The organism is Micromonospora xinjiangensis (assembly GCF_056150165.1).
Genome location: NZ_JAXCFO010000011.1, coordinates 1 through 19866, shown reverse-complemented (window position 1 = coordinate 19866; position 19866 = coordinate 1). Strand labels below are relative to the sequence as shown.

The 19866-nt window shown below is 75.5% G+C and carries 13 protein-coding genes, 1 tRNA gene and 2 pseudogenes; 7 read left to right on the top strand and 9 right to left on the bottom strand.

Going from position 1 to position 19866, the window contains the following annotated elements; genetic code table 11:
* Nucleotides 1–26: 26 nt before the first annotated feature.
* Both SM573_RS27835 and SM573_RS27830 read right to left on the bottom strand, forming a co-directional pair.
* Complete coding sequence (locus tag SM573_RS27835) at nt 27–890, bottom strand: DUF1028 domain-containing protein (protein ID WP_474614382.1); 864 nt, start codon at nt 888–890, stop codon at nt 27–29.
* A gap of 50 nt (nt 891–940) precedes the next feature.
* Nucleotides 941–2200, bottom strand: coding sequence for a low temperature requirement protein A (locus SM573_RS27830; protein WP_474614381.1), 1260 nt, complete (start codon nt 2198–2200; stop codon nt 941–943).
* A 115-nt stretch (nt 2201–2315) separates the two neighbouring features.
* On the opposite strand from SM573_RS27830, the pseudogene SM573_RS27825 reads away from it, so the two are divergent.
* Both SM573_RS27825 and SM573_RS27820 read left to right on the top strand, forming a co-directional pair.
* Nucleotides 2316–3287, top strand: a pseudogene (locus SM573_RS27825) (LLM class F420-dependent oxidoreductase); the annotation flags it as partial.
* A 73-nt stretch (nt 3288–3360) separates the two neighbouring features.
* Nucleotides 3361–4152, top strand: a complete 792-nt coding sequence (locus tag SM573_RS27820; protein ID WP_474614380.1) for an SDR family oxidoreductase — start codon at nt 3361–3363, stop codon at nt 4150–4152.
* A gap of 118 nt (nt 4153–4270) precedes the next feature.
* On the opposite strand, the gene SM573_RS27815 is transcribed toward SM573_RS27820, so the two are convergent.
* The 6 genes and pseudogenes from SM573_RS27815 to SM573_RS27790 all read right to left on the bottom strand — a co-directional run.
* Nucleotides 4271–6724 carry a transglutaminase TgpA family protein gene (locus SM573_RS27815; protein WP_474617401.1) on the bottom strand — a complete coding sequence of 818 codons (2454 nt, stop codon included), beginning with the start codon at nt 6722–6724 and terminating at the stop codon, nt 4271–4273.
* Complete coding sequence (locus SM573_RS27810) at nt 6700–7950, bottom strand: DUF58 domain-containing protein (RefSeq protein ID WP_474614502.1); 1251 nt, start codon at nt 7948–7950, stop codon at nt 6700–6702. The genes SM573_RS27815 and SM573_RS27810 overlap by 25 nt, the downstream gene beginning before the upstream one ends.
* 14 nt (nt 7951–7964) lie before the next feature.
* On the bottom strand, nt 7965–8960 hold the full coding sequence (locus SM573_RS27805) for an AAA family ATPase (RefSeq protein WP_474617400.1): 996 nt from the start codon (nt 8958–8960) through the stop codon (nt 7965–7967).
* Nucleotides 8961–8986: 26 nt separating this feature from the next.
* On the bottom strand, nt 8987–11614 hold the full coding sequence (locus SM573_RS27800) for a fibronectin type III domain-containing protein (RefSeq protein WP_474617399.1): 2628 nt from the start codon (nt 11612–11614) through the stop codon (nt 8987–8989).
* A gap of 153 nt (nt 11615–11767) precedes the next feature.
* Complete coding sequence (locus SM573_RS27795; protein ID WP_474617454.1) at nt 11768–12805, bottom strand: fibronectin type III domain-containing protein; 1038 nt, start codon at nt 12803–12805, stop codon at nt 11768–11770.
* 1836 nt (nt 12806–14641) lie between these two features.
* Nucleotides 14642–15217, bottom strand: a pseudogene (locus tag SM573_RS27790) (tetratricopeptide repeat protein); the annotation flags it as partial.
* Between the two features lie 220 nt (nt 15218–15437).
* Between SM573_RS27790 and SM573_RS27785 the strand changes: the two are divergent.
* Together SM573_RS27785 and SM573_RS27780 are read left to right on the top strand one after the other, a co-directional pair.
* Nucleotides 15438–15521 (top strand) — tRNA-Leu (locus tag SM573_RS27785).
* 245 nt (nt 15522–15766) lie between these two features.
* Nucleotides 15767–16807 carry a DUF4034 domain-containing protein gene (locus tag SM573_RS27780; protein WP_474617398.1) on the top strand — a complete coding sequence of 347 codons (1041 nt, stop codon included), beginning with the start codon at nt 15767–15769 and terminating at the stop codon, nt 16805–16807.
* A 142-nt stretch (nt 16808–16949) separates the two neighbouring features.
* Here SM573_RS27780 and SM573_RS27775 read toward each other — a convergent pair whose 3' ends face one another.
* A complete protein-coding gene (locus SM573_RS27775) occupies nt 16950–17861 on the bottom strand; it encodes a helix-turn-helix transcriptional regulator (RefSeq protein ID WP_474617397.1) in 912 nt (303 codons plus the stop codon).
* A gap of 130 nt (nt 17862–17991) precedes the next feature.
* Here SM573_RS27775 and SM573_RS27770 point away from each other — a divergent pair, with 130 nt between their 5' ends.
* From SM573_RS27770 to SM573_RS27760, 3 genes are all read left to right on the top strand, one after another.
* Complete coding sequence (locus tag SM573_RS27770) at nt 17992–18897, top strand: oxidoreductase (protein WP_474614374.1); 906 nt, start codon at nt 17992–17994, stop codon at nt 18895–18897.
* Between the two features lie 138 nt (nt 18898–19035).
* A complete protein-coding gene (locus tag SM573_RS27765; protein ID WP_474614373.1) occupies nt 19036–19389 on the top strand; it encodes a transposase in 354 nt (117 codons plus the stop codon).
* Nucleotides 19386–19805: a hypothetical protein gene (locus SM573_RS27760; RefSeq protein WP_474614372.1), complete on the top strand. Its 420-nt coding sequence runs from the start codon at nt 19386–19388 to the stop codon at nt 19803–19805. The genes SM573_RS27765 and SM573_RS27760 overlap by 4 nt, the downstream gene beginning before the upstream one ends.
* The last annotated feature ends 61 nt before the right edge of the window (nt 19806–19866 follow it).

The following is a 19866-nucleotide window of genomic DNA, read 5'->3' as shown; positions in this document are numbered from 1 at the left end:
GACCACCTGCTCCCGGGCGGGCGGTCTCAGGAGGCGGCGCGGGGCGCGGGCACGTGTGGCGCGGCGCGGCGAAGGTGCTCCAGGACCACCGGGTCGATCCGCCCCGGCACCAGCCGCTCCTCCAGGTTCTCCATCCCGGCCCAGGAGGCCAGCGCCTCCTCCGGACCGGTCGGGCCCACGGGGTGGCCGAGCGCGCCGAGCAGGGCGCCCACCTCGGCGGCGACCGCGCCGCTGAGGTCGAGCAGGCTGGCCGGGTCGGGCTTGCTGAAGAGCATCACGTGCACGGCGAGCAGCCGGTCGAGCTCGGTGACCGGGTCCGGGTGGTCGTCGACGCGCAGGTCCACCACGACGTCGCTGTTGCCGCCGTACCCGCCGCCGCGGCGCACCACGAGCAGCCCGGCGCTCTGCCGGCCGCGCCGGTCCCCGCCGGCCCCGTCCCCGGCGCGCAGCGCGGCGACCAGTCGTTCCGGGAACGGTAGCGCCGCGCCGGCGAGCCAGGCGTCGCGCATCGCGTCGATCACGTGCGGGCCGGCGAGGATGTTGCCCTGCGCGGCCCAGCCGTCGCCGGCCTGACCGCCGGCCCAGTCATGGCACTTCTCCCCGGTGAACGTCGCGCCCGCGCCGGTCGCCGCGACCACGCCGAGTTGCCGGTGGTCCCGGTCGGCGTCCGCGGCGACCAGACCGGCCACCACGTCGGAGGCGGCCACCCCGGTGCGCAGCATGGTCAGCCCCTGCGGCCGGTAGGCGAGGTTGGCGTTGGCCTGGGTGGCCAGCGCGCCGACGTCGGCCTCCGCGGCCGGCACGAGCGCGCCGGCGGCGAGGAACTTGCTGGCCACGGCGACACCGTGCAGGCGGCCGTCGTCGGAGCGGGCGACGATGGAGAAGGTCACCCGCAGAGATTAACGCGCGGTGACACCGGCGTATCGGCGTACCTCGATGGTCAGTGCGGTGGGGCGGCCGGTTCCGGCGGGTGCCCGTGCGCGCGGCGGGCGTCGGCCACCGCGACCACCGCCAACACCACGACCGCGCTGGCGCTGGCGGCCAGCGCCGGCAGACGCACCAGCAACGGGGTCGACGCGAGAAGCACCAGCAGGCCGATCCACCGCGAGGGTGACACGCGGCCGAAGACCTCGTACTCGAACCGGGCGCGCCCGGCCAGGAAGAGCGCCGGCCCGCCCACGATCATCGCCACCCAGGCGTACGGGGGAGCCTTCGCCGGGTAGTCCAGGACCAGCTCATAGCCGATCGCCACGGCGGCGAGACCGATCACCATCACCAGGTGGGTGTCCGCCGCCGACCGGCCGGTGCTCGCCGGGTGCCGGGACTTCGTCACCGCCTCGGCGAGGATCTGGCCGGCCCGCTGGATGTAGATCCGCCAGAGCAGGATCGTGGTCGCGAGGGCCAGCCCGAAGGCGGTCGCGTGTGTCATGTCGAACGGCCCCTTGCTGTAGGCGAGACCGGCCACCAGGATCGTCTCGCCGAGCGCGACCAGGAAGAACTGTTGGTAGCGGTCGGCCAGGTGCTCCCCGGCGATGTCCCAGCGCGAGACCGTCGAGCGGCCGAGGCCGGGCACCGGCCAGCCGAAGCGGGCGGCGAGGTACTCGGCGAGCAGCGCGACGGTCCAGCACACCACCTGCGCGGTGACGGGCAGCAGGGCGCCGACGATCCAGAGCACCCCCGTGGCGGCGAAGGTGATCGTCATCCGCAGCTTCAGCCGCCGGTACTTGTGCGGGCCGAGCGCGATGAGCAGCACCAGCGGCCGGGACACCTGCGCGATCACGTACGCCGTGGCGAACATCAACGCGGTCTCGGTGAAGGCCCGGGGGGTCGCCACCCCCATGACCATGCTCGACACCAGCGCGGTGATGACGATGGCCTGCAACCAGGTGTGGCGGGGGTCGTACCGGCTCGTGGTCCAGGCGGTGCCCTGCCACACCGCCCAGAGCGCGAGGAGCAGCAACAGGGTCTTCCCGCCGCCGGTCACCGCGGGCCAGCCGTGCGCGCCACCCTCCTCGACGGCGAGGTCCTCGAACGCGCGGGCGGAGATCCGGGTCAGCGCGAAGACGTAGACCAGGTCGAAGAAGAGCTCCAGGTGGGTGGCCCGCCCCGGATCACCGCGGACCGGCGTCAGGCGGCTCCTTCCCCCGCCGGCCACGGTCAGCGCCCACCCTCGGTCCAGCCCACAGGGCAGTCGTAGCACCCCCGGAGCCCGGCGCCGCCGGCAACTGGGAAACCCGGTTCACGTCCGCGCGAGAGAGATCTTGCCCGTGACTGAGGTTACCGGGCAGTATCGATCGATGACGACGCGATGGGGCATGACCGTGCCATGGGGTGGAGTGCCGCTCCCCGACCACGCCGCGGTCTACGCGGCTCTGGACCGGGCCGGGTTCACCGACGTCTGGACCTCCGAGGTGGCCGGCACGGACGCGTTCACACCGCTGACGCTCGCCGCCGTCTGGCAGCCCCGGCTGCGGCTCGGCACCGCCGTCGTGCCGACCTTCACGCGGGGTCCCGGCCTGCTCGCGATGAGCGCCGCCGCCCTGGCCGAGGTCGCGGCCGACCGGTTCGTCCTCGGCATCGGCTCCTCCTCGCCCGTGGTGGTGGGGGACTGGAACGCCGTGCCGTTCACCGAGCCGTTCCGGCGCACCCGCGACGTGCTGCGCTTCCTGCGCGCCGCGCTGGCCGGGGAGACGGTGGACGGCCCGTTCGACACCTTCGCCGTACGCCGGTTCACCCTCGAACGCCCGCCCGCCGTGCCGCCCCGGATCGCGCTCGCCGCGCTGCGCCCCGGCATGCTGCGGCTGGCCGGCGCGGAGGCCGACGGGGTCATCCTCAACTGGCTGGCCGCGACCGACGTCCCCCGGGCGCTCGCCGAGATCGGCCAGCCGCGGCCGGGGTTCGAGGTCACGGCCCGGATCTTCGTCTGCCCCACCGAGGACGCCGCGTACGCCCGCAACCTGGGCCGGCGACTCATCACCAGCTACCTCACCGTCCCGGCGTACGCCGCGTTCCACCGCTGGCTCGGCCGCGACGACGTGCTCGGGCCCATGTGGACGGCGTGGGCGGACGGCGACCGGCGGGCCGCCCTCGCCGCGGTGCCGGACGAGGTCGTCGACGCACTGGTGCTGCACGGCTCACCGCAGCGGGTCCGGGAGCAGGTCCGCCGGTACGTCGACGCCGGCGTCCAGGTGCCCGTGCTCGCGGTGCTGCCCACTCCCGAGGTGACCTCCGGAGGGCCGGCCGCGCTGGCCGACCTCATCGCCCGCCTCGGCCCGGACGGCGGGGACACCGCCGCCGCCGCCGCCGGCGGCGGGGTCGGCGGGGACACCGCCGTCGTCGACGCGCGGAAGGAGGCCTGAGGTGAACCTCACCGACCGGGTGGTGGTGATCACCGGTGGCGCGGGCGGCATCGGCGCCGCGCTGGCCCGCCGCTTCGCCGCCGAGGGCGCCGCCGCCGTGATCGTGGCCGACCTGGACGCCGACGCGGCTCGCGCGGTCGCCGACACCGTCGGCCCGCTCGCGCACCCCGAGGCCGTCGACGTGACCGACGAGGCGCAGGTGCGCGAGCTGGTCGCGGGCACCGAGCGGCGGTTCGGGCGCATCGACCTGTTCTGCGCCAACGCGGGCGTCACCACCGGCGGGGGGATCGAGGTCGACGACGCGGGCTGGGACCGCGCCTGGCGGGTCAACGTGCTGTCACACGTCTACTCCGCGCGGGCGGTGCTGCCCGGGATGCTCGCCCGCGGTGGCGGGCACCTGCTGCACACGTGCTCGGCGGCGGGCGTGCTGATGGCGGTCGGCGACGCCCCGTACACGGCGACGAAGCACGCGGCCGTGAGCTTCGCCGAGTGGCTGTCGGTCACCTATCGGGACCGGGGGATCCGCGTCAGTGCGCTCTGCCCGCAGGGCGTGGACACCCCGATGCTCGCCGAGGGGCTGGCCGCCGGCCATCTGGGCGCCCGGGTAACGGCCGCGTCCGGTGCCGTGCTCACCCCCGACCAGGTGGCCGACGCCGCCGTGGCGGGCCTGGCCGAGGAGCGCTTCCTGATCCTGCCGCATCCGGAGGTCGCCGCGTACGCGCGCCGCCGGGCCGAGGACCCGGACGGCTGGCAGGCCGGCCTGCGCAAGCTCGTCCGCCGCCTCACCACCTGACCACCGCGACACCGCCGGCATGCGTCGGCACGGCGACGCGACGATCACGCGCCGGCGCGGCGCACCCGCCACCGGTGTCGCCTCCGCCCGCGCCGCCACGGGTGGGTGCAGGGCGGGATCAGCCGGTTCGGCGACGGGGGCGGTCGCGCCAGCGCAGCGGGCCGGGATGGACGGACCACAGCAGCCGGCGCCAGCGGGGGAGGGTGGCGCGCAGGGCCTCGACGTACCCCCGGGCGATGCCGGCCGCGCGGGCGGCCTGGCCGGAGGTGGCGCTGCCGGGAGCGAAACCGACCTGGTTGAGCAGGCCGGCCAGCTCGTCCATGGCCGCCGCCCCCGGCGGGTCGTGTGACGTCGTGCCCGGGCTCCGGGGGGCCGGCGCCGTGGCCGGGCCGGCGCCGCCGGGCTCGACGGCCTGGCGGGCGCGCGCGGCCACCTCGGTGGCGGCCAGGTCGGCGCCGACCGGCCGCCCGGCCAGGCGCAGCGCGTCGGTCACCTCCCGCCAGGCGCCGGCGATACGCTCACCGGGGTCACCCCGTTCGAGGCGGGCTCGGCTCAGTGACCGGCGCATCACCAGCAGGGTGAGCAGCGCCGCCCCGACCAGCAGCAACACGAGACCGGACCCGCCCCCGACCAGCACCGGCGTCGGTATCCCGCCGCCGGCCGGCCCGCCCGGTGCGGCCACCGGCCCCGGCGACGCCGTGGGCTCCAGGGTCGGCTCCGGCGCCTCCGAGGGCGGTGGCTCCTCCCGCGGCGGGCGGACGTCCTCCTCCACCGGCCGGGGCTCCGAGTCCGGGCGGGGCAGCGGATCGAACGGCACCCAGCCCACCCCGTCGAAGAGCACCTCGGGCCAGGCGTACGCGTCGCCCGCCCGCACCGGGCCGTCCCCGCTGGACCGGAAGCCCACCACCACGCGCGTCGGCAGCCCGGTGAGCCGGCCGAGCACGGCGAACGCGGCCGCGAACTGCTCCGACGTGCCGCGCTGCCCGCCCCCGTTGCGGGGGCCGAAGAGGAAGAACCCGAGGTTGGGATAGGCGTGCCCGCTCGGCGCGTCCGCCACCAGCCGGTAGTGCTCGGCCAGGAACTGCTCGATCGCGGCGGCGCGGGCGTACGGGGCGCCGTTCTCCTCGGCGAGCTGGTCGGCGAGGCGGCGCATCTGCTCGGGCGCCCCGTCGGGCACCCGCAGCACCCGGGCGACCGCGTCGCCGGCCGGCACGTTCGCGGTGGCGAGCAGGTTCACGTCCGGCCGTTCGCGCTCCGACGTGACCGTGTAGCGCAGCCCCGGCGTCAGCCCCTCCGGGCGGATCAGCGTGCCGGTCGCCGGGTCGTACGCCACCCGGGCGCCGCTGACCTCGCGCGGCGTGGCCACGGCGGGCAGCAGCCGCCCGGTCAGCTCGGCGACGGTGATCTCCTGGTGGACGGTCTCCACCGGGCTGGCCGGGGCCGGGGAGGTCGCCGGCAGGATCCGCCCGGCGTTGCGGTACGTCGCGCCGACCCGCCAGGTCACCCCGTCGTAGTCGCTCAGCACCGCCAGCCGGATCCGCGTCCCGTCGGGCTCGCCGGCGCCACCGTCGGGGTCGGTCGGCGCCTCGTCGCCGCCGTCCGGCGAGGGAACCGGGTCGGAGCCCGGCCCGTCGGTCCGTACGTCCAGCAGCTTCTGCTCCGGGTGCAGCGCCCAGCCGGAGATCCGGATGAGCGGGTTCTCGTCCAGGGTCTCGACCTGAGGTGGCTCGACGTAGCGGCGCGGGTCCACCGGCCGCACGTCGACCCGGGCGACGATCACCGGCCCGAGCAGCGCGACCGCGCCGACCACCACGGCCGTCCCGAACGCCGCCCCGGCGGCGAGGCGCAGCCGTACCGCCGTGCGCACCCGCGGCGCCAGGTCGGCGGCGGGATCGGCGGCGTCCGGGCCGGGCCGGGCGGAGACCGCCAGCCCCACCGCCGCGACGGCGACGAAGAGCACCGTGGGCCACAGCGCCGGGGCGGCGTTGGGGCCGACCACGTACAGGGCGCCCGCGTAGAGCAGCGTCGGCGGCAGGTAGCCGGCGAGCACCCGACCGGCGCGCAGCGCCACCTCGGCACCGGTCAACCCGGCCAGCCAGGCGGCGACCAGCGGCACCAGCACCGTGTCGGGGGTGGGTTCGACCGGGATCATCGCGGTCAACAGCCGGGGGATCGCGTTGCGGGCGGCGTCCCCGGCCACCTCGGCGAGGCCGCCCGGCAGGTCGGCGTGCGCCGCCGAGAGCCGCAGCGACCAGGCCGTCCAGGCCGCCATCGCCAGCACCGACACGGGCGCCACCAGCCAGGACGGCAGCCGCCGGGCCGCCAGGCTGACCAGCACCGAGCCGACCGCGGCACCGGCCATCAACCGGGGCAGCAGCGGCCCCGCGTACACCCGGCCGAGCACGACGCCGGCCAGCGCGGTCATCGTGATCAGCGCCAGCGGCACGGGCACCGCCCGCAGCAGCGCCGTGACCCGGTGCCGGGGCGCGCGACCCGGTTCCCCCGTGGACGTGCCGACCTCGACCGTCGGGCGTGGGTCGTGCGTCGTCACCATCGGCGGACCCCGTCCCACTCGGCGGCGAACTCCGCGCCGTCGGCCGCGTCGACGACCACCAGACCGGCCGCCCCGGCGGGCGTCGGCTCGGCCGCGCCGAAGACACCGACCACCACCGACGGGTAGCTGCCGCGCAGCGCGCCGACGTGCCCCAGGTCGCCCCGGCCTCCCGGCCCGGTCAGGAAGACGAGGGTGTCGCCGAGCTTGTCCCGGCGCAGCCGGGCGGCCGCCTTCGGTAGCGTGTCGCCGCCGTCGACGAGGTCCGCGGCGGCCAGCAGGTCGAGCGGCCCGCCGGGGGAGACCTCGGGCGCCGGCGTCGCGGCACCGCCCGCGGGTCGGCGCCGTCGGGTGCGCGGCCGCCACCACCCGCGCTCCGCGTCCCGCTCGCCGGCGTCGTCGCTCGCGGTGCCCTGCTCCGGTACGACCAGCAGCAGACTCACCGGCAGGTCGGCCCGGTAGGCCGCCGTGACGATCGACGCGGCCGCCTCGCAGGCGGCCTCGAACGACACCGCCACCCCGCCGTCACGGCCGGGGTGGGCGGCGACGCGGTTGTCGAGCAGCACCACGATCCGGGGCAGGCTGGTGTCCACGTTCTCCCGCACCATCAGCTCACCCACCCGGGCGCTGGTGCGCCAGTGCACCCGGCGCAGCTCGTCGCCGACCACGTACTCGCGCAGCGAGTCGAAGGTGATCGACCCGTGCGGCACCGCGTCGACCCGGCCGTCGAGGCTGCGCCCGGCGCCGGTCGGCACCGCGGCGAGCGGGTGGATGCGCGGGTGCACCCAGATCGGGACGGTGCCCCCGTACGGGCGGGCCAGCGCCACCAGACCCAGCGGGTCGCGGCGGGTCACCCGCAGCGGCCCGACCCGCACCACGCCGCGACGCCGGGTCGGCACCTCGTAGCGGACGGCGGTGTCGCGGCCGGGGCGCAGCCGCAGCAGCGGCACGGGCACCGTCCGGTCCCCGCAGCGGTCCTCGGCGAGCAGGTTCGCCGCCCGCAGCCGGCCCGTGTTGCGCACCGTCAGGGTCATGGCGGCCGGCTCGCCGCGGGCCACCCGGTCGGGGTCGGCGTGGCGGGTGACGGACAGCCGGGGCCGCCAGGCCGCCACCAGGGCCGCGTAGGCGACCGCGGCGCCGGCGGCCACACCGAGCAGCGTCAACTCGGGGTACGCGAAGCGGGCTCCCGCGCCGAGCAGCACGACGGCGGCGACGAGCAGCCCGACACCTCGGGCGGTGACCCCCATGACGGTGCGGCCGGTCACCCCTGCACCGGGGCCGGCTGGCCCGAGGGGAGCGGCACCGGCACGGACGCGACCGCCTGACGCAGCACCTCGGCGGCGGTCACCCCGCGCACCTGCGCGTCGGGGGTGAGCAGCAGCCGGTGCGCGAACACCGGCTCGGCGAGGGTCTTCAGGTCCTCCGGCATGATCCAGCCCCGGCCGTCGATGAGCGCGTACGCGCACGCGGCGCGGGTCAGCGCGATCACCCCGCGGGGGCTGACACCGACGCGGACCTGCGGGTGGGTGCGGGTGGCCGCGGCGAGCCGCACCGCGTACCCGTAGAGCGGCTCCGCGATGTGCACCCGGCGGGCCATGCGGACCATCTCCCCGACGGTCGCCGTGTCGGTGATCGCGGCGAGCGCCTCCGGCGAACGGACCGTGGCCCCCCGCAGCACCTCCACCTCGACCGCCTCGTCCGGATAGCCGACGGAGAGCTTCACCAGGAACCGGTCGAGCTGGGCCTCCGGCAGCCGGTAGGTGCCGTCCATCTCCACCGGGTTCTGGGTGGCCACCACGAGGAACGGCTGCGGCACGGGATGCCGCACACCGTCCACGGTGACCGTGCGCTCCTCCATCACCTCCAGCAGCGCCGACTGGGTCTTCGGCGACGCCCGGTTGATCTCGTCGGCGATGACGATGTTGGCGAACACCGGACCGGGGTGGAACTCGAAGCCCCGGGTGGCCTGGTTGAAGATCGTCACGCCGGAGACGTCCGACGGGAGCAGGTCCGGCGTGAACTGGATGCGCCGCCACTGGCCCTTCACCGTCGCGGCGATCGCCCGGGCGAGCGTGGTCTTGCCGACCCCGGGCACGTCCTCCAGCAGCACGTGCCCCTGCGCGAACAGCGCGGTGAGCGCCAGCCGGACCACCTGCGGCTTGCCCAGCACCACCGCGTTGACGTTCTCGGCCAGCCGGGCGGCCAGGGCGGCGAAGCCCTGCACCTCCGCCTGGGTGAGCGGCTCTTGGGTGTTCACGTGCCTGGTGCTCCTTGCGTGGCGGGTCAGCAGGTGGGCAGGACGTTGATGTTGTCGCCGCCCTCCAGGTTCAGCCAGGCCCACGGGATGTAGTTCTTCCCGCGGTACTCGACCTGCACCCACCAGGTGCTGCGCTTCTCGTTGTTGTAGATGTAGGCGTACACCGACTCGCCCTGCTTCTTGCAGTACGCCTTCAACCGGGTGCCCGGCTTCGCCCAGCCGACCTGCTTGTCGTTGTCCTGCCGGGCCACCGAGAAGATCTCGTTGCCGTTGCGGCCGGGCACGTCCCGGTCGCAGTAGGTGGCCTCCTCGCCGGAGGCGCCGTTGTTGCACGTCGCGATGCCGTACAGCGGCTGCGTCGTCTGCGCGCGGGTGGCGGTGCCCTTGCCGGCGGCGTTGCTCGCGGTCACCGTGAACGTGTACGCCGTGCCCGGCGCGAGGCCGCTCATCGTGATGCTGGAGCAGCTGCCGGCCTTCGCCGGCTCGCCCGCCGCGCTCAACGTGCAGGTCGCCTTGCCACCACCGGCGTCCACCGTGAACGTGACAGTCGCCGACGTGGCGGTCGCCGACGAGCCGGTCACCGTGACCCGCGGCTCGGCCACCGTGCGGGCGGTGGTCGACGCCTCCGGGCCCGGCCCGGCCTCGTTGACCGCCTTCACCTTCACGGTGACGTTCTGCCCGTTGCCGAGGCCACTCACCGTGGCCCGGGTGTCGCTCACCTCGATGGTGCGCCCACCCACGTCGAGCAGGTACTTCGTCACCGGACGGCCGTTGGGCTCGGCCGGCGCCCACTGCACCGACACCGTGCCCGGCCGGTCGGCCACCGTGCTCGCCCGCAGCCCGGTCGGCCGTCCCGGCGCCGCGTACGGCACCACGGTGTTGCTCACCGGGGAGGCGGCCGAGGCGGCGCCCTTGTCGTTGACCGACACCACCGTGAACGCGTACTGCGTGCCGTACTCCAACTCACCCGCCGGCACCACCAGCTCCGTCTTGGTGGACTCGCCGACCGGCGCGTTGGCGCCCGCCGAGGACGCCGTCACCGCGTACCGGGCGATGGTGTTGCCCTGCCCGTTCGCCGCCGGCCAGCGCACCACGACGGTGCCGTCCGGCCGCTCCTCCGCGGTGACGCTCAGCGGCGGGTCGGGCACCGCGGCCGTCGGCGTCACCGGGTTGCTCGTCCGCGCCGGGCCCGCCCCCTTGGCGTTGACCGCGTGCACCGAGAACCGGTACGTCTCGCCGTTGGTCAGGCCCTTGATCTCCACCGACCGCTGGTTGGCGCCCACCTCGTGCCGCTGGCCGGCGCCCTCCACCACGTACCGCATGATCTCGGCGCCGTTGGCGGGCGCCGGGCGCCAGCTCACCCGGGCCTGCGCGTTGCCGGCCGCGGCGGTGACGCTGCGCGGCGCGCCCGGCTTGCTGACCTTCGGCTTCGTCGGCGGTGGCGGCGGCGGGGGAGCCGGCGGCGGGTCGCCGCCGAGCACGTCGTTGGCGTACTTGTTGACCTCGCGGACCTGGTGCTTGTCGTCGACCACCCGGGCGGTCGCCGAGTCGGGGGCGTTGATGAAGAGGTGGTTCTCCCGCACCTCCAGCTCCAGCGGGCCGTCCGCCTTGCCCTTGACCGTGTCGACCAGCGTGCCCGCGGCGTCGAACGCGTAGATCGTGCCGGTCGCCTCGTCGGCGCAGTAGAACCGGTCGGCCCACGCGACCGCCGGGCTCAGCTGGTCGCCGCTGCCCGGCACGGTGAACGCGGCCACCTCGCCGCTCTCGCCGACCACGTGCACCCGCCGCTCGCCCGGCACGGTGACCGGCACCGTCGGCCCACTGGTCCGCGTCGGCAGGGCACCGGGCCCGGTCATCGCGAGTTTCGTCGGCCGGACCGCGCCGTCCTTCACCGTGACCAGGGCGCCCGCGGTGCGGTCCAGCACCGCGACACCGGAGTCCAGGGTGGAGACCACCAGCTCGTGGGCGGGCTCCGCCACGTCGTACGTCGCGACCTGCTTGGGGCTCAGCCCGCCGTCGGCGGCGGCCGACGCCGGCGTGGCGGGCAGCTCCGCGGCGGTGATCGCCGAGACCGTTCCCTCGCTGGGCACCGCGATCCACAGCCGACCGTCGCCGTCGAACGAACCGCCGGTGATGCCCGGCGGGTAGCGAACCGGCTCGCCGACCGGGATGAGCGACCGGGGGTCGAGCTGCCGCACGACGCCCTGCACGGCGTCGACCACGAAGGCCGCGTCGTCGTGCAGCGCGACGTTGACGCCCAGCCCGGGCGTGGTGCGGGTGGTCGCGGTCAGCTGGAGGGTGGCCAGGTCCAGCGAGCTGACCTGCCCGGTGTTGAGGTCACGCAGGATCAGCAGCCGGTCGGTCTGGGTGACCTGCATCGGGTGCCGCCGCGCCCCCGGCACCTCGGTGCGCGTGTCGACGCGAGCCGTGACGCCGTTGACCCGCGCCAGCTCGCTGCGGACCGTGCTCCACAGCCAGGAACTCGCGTCGTAGTTGGCCACGGCGTTGTCGGCGGCGCCGCGCCCGAGCACGGTCAACCCCATCGCGGCCAGCAGTGCCGCCACCGTCGCGATGGTGACGAGCCCACCCCGCAGCCGGGACCGGCGGCGGGAGGCGCCTGGACCGGCGTTCACGGTGTCGTCGTTGTCGGCCACAGCCGGCTGCCTCCCGTGTCGTCATGCCAGGTGGCGCGCCGTGTCGGCGACCCCTCCCCCTGAGCCGGGTGCCATCATATGGGCCCGTTCCGGGCCGCGGGAACCCGCACCGTCCCCCTGTGGACACCGAGCGTCGCGGAATGGATCCCCAGGTCACGTCGAGGGAGTGCGGCCCTCACGTTCCGTGCAGACCTGACCGGAGGTGGCGAAGGTGTTCGTCGACCAGACCGCGAGCACGGTGAAGCAGTAGTCCACCCGTGGGTTCAGCCCGTTGACCGTGTAGCTGGTGCTGCCCGGGTCCACCGTGGCCATCGCGCCGAGGGACTGACCGGCCCGGCCACCGGCGACCATGAACGGCACCGCCCCACCGGACGGGTCGGTCCAGGTCAGCGTGATCGTGGTGGAGTTGTCCGTCAGCCGCAGGTCGCCCGGCGGCGGCCCGCTGGCGGTCGGTGCCGCCGGTGGTGGCGTGGGCCGGCCCTCCGGCTGCCCCGCGTCGCGCCCCAGCACCAGGGCACCCACGCCCGCCGCCGCCGCGACGGCGACCACGGCGGCGGTCACCGCCACGGCCACCGGCGCCCGGTTACGGCCGCGCGGCTCCGGGTCGTCGAGCATCGGGTACGCCGTCGGCACCGGCACCGGGTGCGCCGGGTAGGTCGTGACGGCAGCCGGCGGGTGCGGCTCGCTCGGGTACGCCGCGGGCACGCCCCCGGTGGCCGCCGGAGCGGGCACCTCCGACGCCGGGGCGGGCGCCGTGGGCGAGTCGGCTGTCACCTGCGCGGCCGGCGATGCCGGCGCGGGGACGTCGGCCCACGGCTCCGGTGCGACGGTCGGGCCGGTGATCGGCGGGACGAGGTCCGGCGGGTCCGCTGATCCGTCGGCGGAGTCCGCGTCCTCCAGTGTGGGCAGCGGCTGCGGCGGTGCGCTGGTGCTCCACGGCGGCGCGGTGAGACTCCACGGCGGCGCCGGCGGGCCGCTGACCGGCGGCCCGCTGACCGGCGGGGCGCTCACGGGCGGGGCGCTGACCGGCGGCGGGTAGCCGGGCGGGCCGCTGACCGGGTGGGCGTACCCCGGCGGGGCGCTGACGGGCGGTGCGCTGACCGGGTGGGCGTACCCGGGCGGTGCGCTCACCGGTGGCGCGCTGACCGGATACGCGCTGACCGGCGGTGCGCTGATCGGATAGGCGGTCACCGGCGGTGCGTAGCCGGGGGCCGCGTCGACGTGTCCCGACGGCGTGCCGGCCGGTGGGGCACTGACGGGCGGCCCGTCGACGGGAGGAGCGCTGGCCGGCGGCGCGCTGACCGGCGGCGCGCTGACGGGGTGAGCGCTGGCCGGTGGGGCGCTGACGGGCGGCCCGCCGGCCGGGTGAGCGCTGACGGGTGGGGCGCTCGTGGGGGGTCCGCTGACCGGCGGGGTGCTGACCGGCGGCGCGTGACCGGCGGCGACGCCGGCCGGAGGTGGGATCACCGGCGGTGGTGGTACCGGTGGTGGGGCGCTGTGCCCACCCGTCGGCCGGTCGGCGGACGCCTCGGAGGCCGCGTGCCCGGGCGGCGGGCCGACCGGGTGCGCCGCCGCAAGCGCGGCACCGGCCGATCCGGCGTCGGGCGTTGTGGGCTGCCGGTCGCGCTGGTCAGTGTTCGCCCGTGCTGCCTCCTCGGCGAGCAGCGGTTCGATCTGCCGTACCTGGATCGTCGGCTTGTCCCAGCCCGGCGCCCCGCCCCGTCCCCCCGGCGGCTCGGTCGCGTCGCCGCCCGCCGGCCCGCCCGCGCCCGCCGGAGCCGGGGCTTGGGCCGCAGTGGTAGCCGGATTCGGGGACGGGGCGGGTGCCGGGGTGCGTGCCGGAGTGGGAGCGGCGGCGGGAGCCGGTGGTGCGGAGACCGGTCCCGTCGGTACGACCTCAGGTGCGGTGTGCGGCCGGGGAGGAGCCACCGGCCGCTGCGCGGTCGCTCCGCCGGGCGGGCGAGGTGCGGTCGAAGAGCCCGGTGGCGTGACGGAGGGCGCGGACGGGCCGGCCACGGTCCACGCCGGTGCCCCGGTCGGCGGCGCCGGCACGGCGGGAGGCGCCGGCGGTGGCGGTACCGCCACGGCAGCGGGCGGCGGCGGTGTGACGGCTGGCGGCGGCGGTACCGGCACGGCGGAGGGCGGGGGCGGTACCGGTGCGGCGGAGGGCGAGGGCGGTACCGGGGCGACCGCGGGCGGTGGTGGCACGGGAACGGCCGGCGGTGCGGGCGACGCGGGGGCCGGTGGCACGGCCGGAGGAGGCGGCACCGGCGGCGAAGGAGCCACGGCGAGGTCCGCCGCCGGTGCGGGTGACGGGGCCGGTGCCCAGGGCGATGCCGGCGGGGGCGGCAACGGAGTGGGCGCCTCCGCCGGGCCGGAGCGCGGGGCCGGCGGGGGCTGCGGCGGCGCGACGGGTGAGCCCGGCCCCGCGCCACGACTGCCCTGCGGCGGCACAGGCGGCGGGGGAACGGGTACACCGGGCGCGGGGGCCCAGGGCGACGGGGGCGGAGGCGGCACCTCATGGCCCGAGGCCGGCGGAGACGGCACCGTGGCGGTGCCGGGCTGCGGCGGCACCCCCGGCGGGCGTGCGACGGCGCCGGCCCACTGGGGCCGTACCGCGGGCGGCGCGGGCGCGACGGTGGTGGGCTGCGGCGCCCAGGCCGAGGGAGGCGGAGGTGGCGGCACCGTGGCACCCCCGGGAACGGACGGCGAGGGAGGTGGCGGCACCGCGACGCCCCCGGGGACGGACGCCGGGGCCGGCGGGGGTGGCGGCACCGGCCCGGCGGACGGAGGCGGCGGCACCGGACGCCCGGTTGGCGGGACCGGCCCCAAGGACGGAGGCGGCGGCACCGGAGGCGCGGGCGGCGGGACCGGTCTCACGGGCGGAGGTGACGGCATCGGCCCCGTAGCCGGTGGTGGCGCGGTCGGCCCGGCGGCCGGTTTCCGCGCCATCGGCCCGGTGGGCGGAGACGGCACCGGCGGTGGCGCAACGACGGCGGCCGTGGCGGCCGGCGGCTGTGCGGCGGGTGGCTGTCCGCCGGGCACCGGCGGGGCGGGACGTCGGACGGGTGGCAGCGCCGCGAAGGCCATGGTCGGCCCGCTGAGGGCGTCCAGCGCTCCGCCTCGGGTCACGCCGCCGGGCGCCGGGGCAGCCGGGGACGGAGCGGCCTCGGCGGGCGGTTGCCCGAGGTAGCGGCGCGCGGTGCGTACGGCCGGGTGGTCCGCACCGAGCACGGCGGGCCCGGCGGTGGCGATCCGCCTGTAGTTGCGCCGGGCTTCGTGCCGGTTGCCCAGCTCCTCGGCGACCCCGGCCAGGTCGTAGGTGAGGGCCAGCATCAGCGGGTCGCTCGGGTCCCAGCGCTGCTCGCCGGCGGCGTACGCCTCCTCGAGGACCCGCCGTGCGCCCAGCGGGTCGTCGGCCTCCCGGTGCAGGCGAGCCAGCAGGTGTGCGGTGTTGAGCACATCCGGGTGGTCCTTGCCGTACGGCGGGCGGGCGGACTCGACGGCCTCGGTCAGCAGCTGACGGGCGGCTGCCAGGTCACCCGCGGCGCGCAGGGCGAGTGCCCGGTGCTGAACGGCGGCCAGAGGGGAGGGATGGGACACGTGGTCATGCTGCCGGTAGACCGCCTCCCCGCGCTAGCCGGACCCGCCCGCCTCCGGGGTGGCCCGCCCTGACCTGGGCGGACGGCGTGACCGGCGGCGCGGGGGAGCGCGATGTGCATGATCCATCCGGGCCGTGTACAGTAACTCCCCGTGCGGCCCGCCGGGCCGGCCAAAAGGGTGTCGAAAGCGCCTGGGCCGGAGCGGTAGGCTGGACGAGCAAGTCCGGGTGGCGGAATGGCAGACGCGCTAGCTTGAGGTGCTAGTGCCCGTATAGGGCGTGGGGGTTCAAGTCCCCCCTCGGACACAATCTAGTACATGATCCACTTGGGGTCGCCTGAGCGGGTACCACTCGGGCGCTCGGCCGGTAGGTCAGTGTGAGCCCCAGTTCGCGGTAGATCACTGCCTTGTCGGCGGGGTCGGCGTCGCGGAGCGCGGCGGTCCGCGAGACAGAACCTGCGCCGACAGGCCGGGCGGTCGCCATCCTGCGTGACAGGCTCGCGTGCCGACCGAGTCCAGGCGGACGCCAACCGATGCTTACCATCTTCGATTGTGATCTCCACCGTGTGGCGGCTGCTTACCCGCCAGGTCGATACCAACCCGGCGCAGGACGACGCCGTGCTCCGTGAGGCTTGTATACAGGCGCGGTACGGCTCCGACACCGGGCCGGCCCGGAAGGCTGTGGCTGCCACGCGCGGTGACTACGACCGTCGGGCGCGGTACGTCCGCGTGCTCGCCGAATCGACCGCTGGTGGGCTGGGATCCCGACTCGACCGTACGACCGGCCGGGTCGACACCGAGGCCGCCTGGACCGACCGTTGGGCGGCGCGCTCGCCCACCGATCCGGATGCTCAGCTCGTGCGTGCTCGGTCCCTCATGGCACGAGCGTGGGAGGTGCGTGGCGGGGACTGGGCCTCCACCGTCCGTGCCGAGCAGTGGGCTGAGTTCAATCGCCTGCTGCACCTGGCCGGACAGGTGAACGACCTGGCAATGCGGCTCGCACCCGAGGACCCCACGCCGTGGGCAAACGGGCTGCACCTCATGAGTGACCAGAGCGCGCCACGAGAGGACGTCGAGGAGACGTGGCGTGAGCTGACCCGACGGGACCCGTGGCATCGGGAAGGGCACATACTCAAGCTGACCTACCACTGTAGGAAGTGGGGCGGCTCGCACGAGGCGATGTTCGGCTTCGCCCGGTCGGTCGCCGCCGCAGCGCCCGCGGGCTCGCCACTGCACGTGCTGCCGGTGCGGGCCGCCGCGGAGTGGGCGCTGTGGAAGCAAGAACGCGGGGACCCGGGCGGCACCGCCGACGAGATCGGCCAGCGGTGGCGGCAGGATCCGGTCATGCAGTCCGATCTCGACAACGCCCTGTCCCGGTGGTTCCACCAGCCGGCCACCCGGCACGCCGACTGGCTCAACGACGTGAACTTCCTGGCGTACGGGCTGGCGCGCACTGGCCGCGACGCCGACGCCGCGCCGGTCTTCGCGTCGATCGGCCGGTACATGACCAGCGTTCCGTGGTCCTGGTGGACCGGCGTGCGTGGCGATGCAGCCTTCATCCGAGCCCGCCGCCGAGCCCGCCGCGCTGCCTGACCATTCACTGAGCCGGACTCGGTAGGTTCGGCACCGGGAACGGGTGTAGGAAAGGCAGCCATACTTCACCGCGCGTCACCAGCGGCGGTGAACGACAGCACGCCCAGAGCGGCATGAGCGCGCACCCGATCACGAAGTCCCGCTAGGGTGGGCCGGCGACGGTCCTGCCCGTCTTGGAGGGGTGCTTGTTGGCGAGCGTTGCGCGGGTCGCGTGCAACGACGCCAGGAGCTGCAGTCGGTCCGCGTCGGCGCTGCCCGGCGCGGCGGTGAAGACGAGCATGACCGAGCCGGGATTTCCCGGCAGGGGGTACGTGTCCCAGTCCAGGACGATGTCGCCCACCTCAGGAACCCGGAAGGTCTTGGTGCCGCTGACCGACTCGCGTACGTCGTGCTGGGCCCACAGCCGCCGGAACTCGGCGCTGCGGATGCTCAGCTCGCCAACGATTGCGGTGGCGCGTGGGTGGGTGGGGTCGGTGGCAACGGCGGCGCGCATCATGCCGATGTAGTCCAAGGCCTGCCGCTCCCAGTCCGGGCAGCTACGCTCGCCGGTCAGCGTGTCGTCGAACAGCAGCAGGAGCATGTTGAGCCGGTCGGTCGGGTAGGCGTCCGGGTCACCGAGCAGCGCCTGCGCCATCGGGTTCCAGTCGAGCAGGTCGAGATGCCGGCCCAGTACGACCGCTGGGGTGTCCATCACCCGCAGCAGGCGCCGTGTGCCGACCGGCACCCGCTCCGGATCGCGGTTCACCGGGGCGGGTAGCGACCGGCGGGCGGCATGGGCCAGGGTGAACAGGTACCGGCGTTCCTTGTCGTCGAGGCTGAGCGCGCCGGCAAGCGCGTCCAGGACGTCGTCGGACGGGCGTACCTCCCGGCCCTGCTCGATCCGCTGGTAGTAGTCGGTGCTCAGCCCGGCCAGCAGGGCCAGCTCCTCGCGCCGCAGCCCGGTGACCTTGCGCCGGCCGCCCGGCTCCAGGCCGACGTCGTGTGGATGCAGCCGGCTACGCCGAGCGCGTAGGAAGTCGCCGAGCTCACGGGCGTACGGATGAGGGCTGCTCATGCCGCAAGTGTGCCGCGGCCCGGACGGCCGAAGGTAGGTCCGGCAGACCTAGGCAACCGAGAACGACCGAACCGGCGCGGACCGCTCCTAACGTCGATGGCCAGCGCACCGACACCTCCAGGAGCAGCAGATGACCGGATGGACCGCCGACCGCATCCCCGACCAGCGCGGTCGGGTCGCCGTCGTGACCGGCGCGAACTCAGGCCTCGGCCTGGTCACCGCCACCGAGCTGGCCAGCCACGGCGCCCACGTCGTGCTCGCCGTTCGCAACACCCCCGCCGGCGAGGAGGCCGCCCGCCAGATCGGCGGCGACGTCGAGGTGCGCGAGCTGGACCTGGCCTCCCTCGCCTCCGTGCGGGCCTTCGCGGCGAGGCTGGCCGGCGACTACCCGGTGATCGACCTGCTGGTCAACAACGCCGGCGTGGTGCTGCTTGGCCCGCGCCGCACCTCCGCCGACGGATTCGAGTTGCAGCTCGCCACCAACATGCTGGGCCACTTCGCGCTGACCGGTCTGCTGCTTGGCAACCTGGCCGCGGCGCGGGAAGCCCGCGTGGTCACTCTCAGCTCGATCACCCACAAGAACGCGCATCTGGACTTCGATGACCTGATGTTCGAACGTGACTACCGGGCGGCCGCCGCCTACGGCCGGTCCAAGCTCGCCACCACGGTCTTCGGCATCGAACTGGACCGTCGCCTGCGCGCCGTCGGAGCGCCGATCGTCAGCGCGCTGGCCCACCCCGGTCTCACTCGCACCAACCTGACCCCGCGGGCCTGGGAGCACCGTGGCCGGTTCGGGCGGCTGATCGCGTGGGTCGGGCTGCTGGCAACCCAGCCGGTGGAGCAGGGCGCGCTGCCGCAATTGCGCGCCGCGACCGAGCCCGGTGTGCGGGGCGGCCAGTTCTTCGGCCCGGGCGGGCTCTGGGAGACGCGGGGCAGGGTCACCGAGGCCCGGCTCAGCCGGGAGGCCGCCGACCCGGCTGTCGGCAAGCGGCTGTGGGCGGCAGCCGAGGAACTGACCGGCGTCAACTACCTCTGACCTACGACGGTCGCCGGCTGGCCACCGACAATCCGCAGTGTCGCGATCAGCCGCCGCACTCGCACGCCTGCCGGCCACGATCGCGCGTCCGCTCATCCGCACGAGCGGATGCCAGGCTGATCCGCTGGTGGTGTTGCTGTGTGGCGCTCGGTCAACGGCTGGCGGAGTTCATCGCTCAGTAGTTCATGGCCGTCCCGGTGGAGACATACCCCCCGAGAGTTCCGCGACGATGTCGTGCGGGTGGCCCGTGACCGCGAGCCAGGCGTGACGGTCGAGCAGATCGCCAAGGACTTCGGGGCCTATCCGATGACGTTGTTCAAGTGGCTTCGCCAGGCCGACGTTGACGCCGGCGCCGCGCGCGGGACTGTTGGCAGTGAGTCGGTCGAGCTGCGCGAGGCGCATAAGCGTGGGCAGGAGAACGACGTCCTTCGGCGGGCTGCCGCCTACTCGTCGCAGGCGCATCTGCCGGGAACAGGCTCTACCCGCTCGTGAGCGAGCTGGCCGCCGACGGGATCCCCGTGGCGGTGACGTGCCGGGTGTTGAAGATCGCTCGCCAGCCCTACTACCGGTGGCTGGCCCGACCCGTCACCAGCGCCGAGGAGGTGGCGGCGTATCGGGCCAACGCGTTGTGCGACGCCCACCGTGATGACCCGGAGTTCGGCCACCGGTCTCTGGTCGACGAGGCCCGTGATGCGGGGCAGTCGATGGCGGATCACACCGCGTGGCGGATCTGCTCCGGTAACGGCTGGTGGAGCGCGTTCGGCAAGCGCGAGCGTCGCGGCAAGGGCGGCCTACCGGTGCACGACGACCTGGCCCAGCGGGACTTCACCGCCGACGGCCCGAACCGGCTGTGGCTGGCAGACATCACCGGGCCAGTCTGTGGCGCGCGGCAGTCGGAAGCTTGTTGAGCCGCAGTCACGGTCGGCCGGTGGGAAGGGCGGGCGCCAGGCCCGGCTACGTCGTTTGCTG

Bases quoted from the DNA above. Each gene is read 5' to 3' on its own strand.
- SM573_RS27770 (WP_474614374.1), top strand. From the start codon at position 17,992: ATGACCGGATGGACCGCCGACCGCATCCCCGACCAGCGCGGTCGGGTC.
- SM573_RS27810 (WP_474614502.1), bottom strand. From the start codon at position 7,950: ATGGGGGTCACCGCCCGAGGTGTCGGGCTGCTCGTCGCCGCCGTCGTG.
- SM573_RS27775 (WP_474617397.1), bottom strand. From the start codon at position 17,861: ATGAGCAGCCCTCATCCGTACGCCCGTGAGCTCGGCGACTTCCTACGC.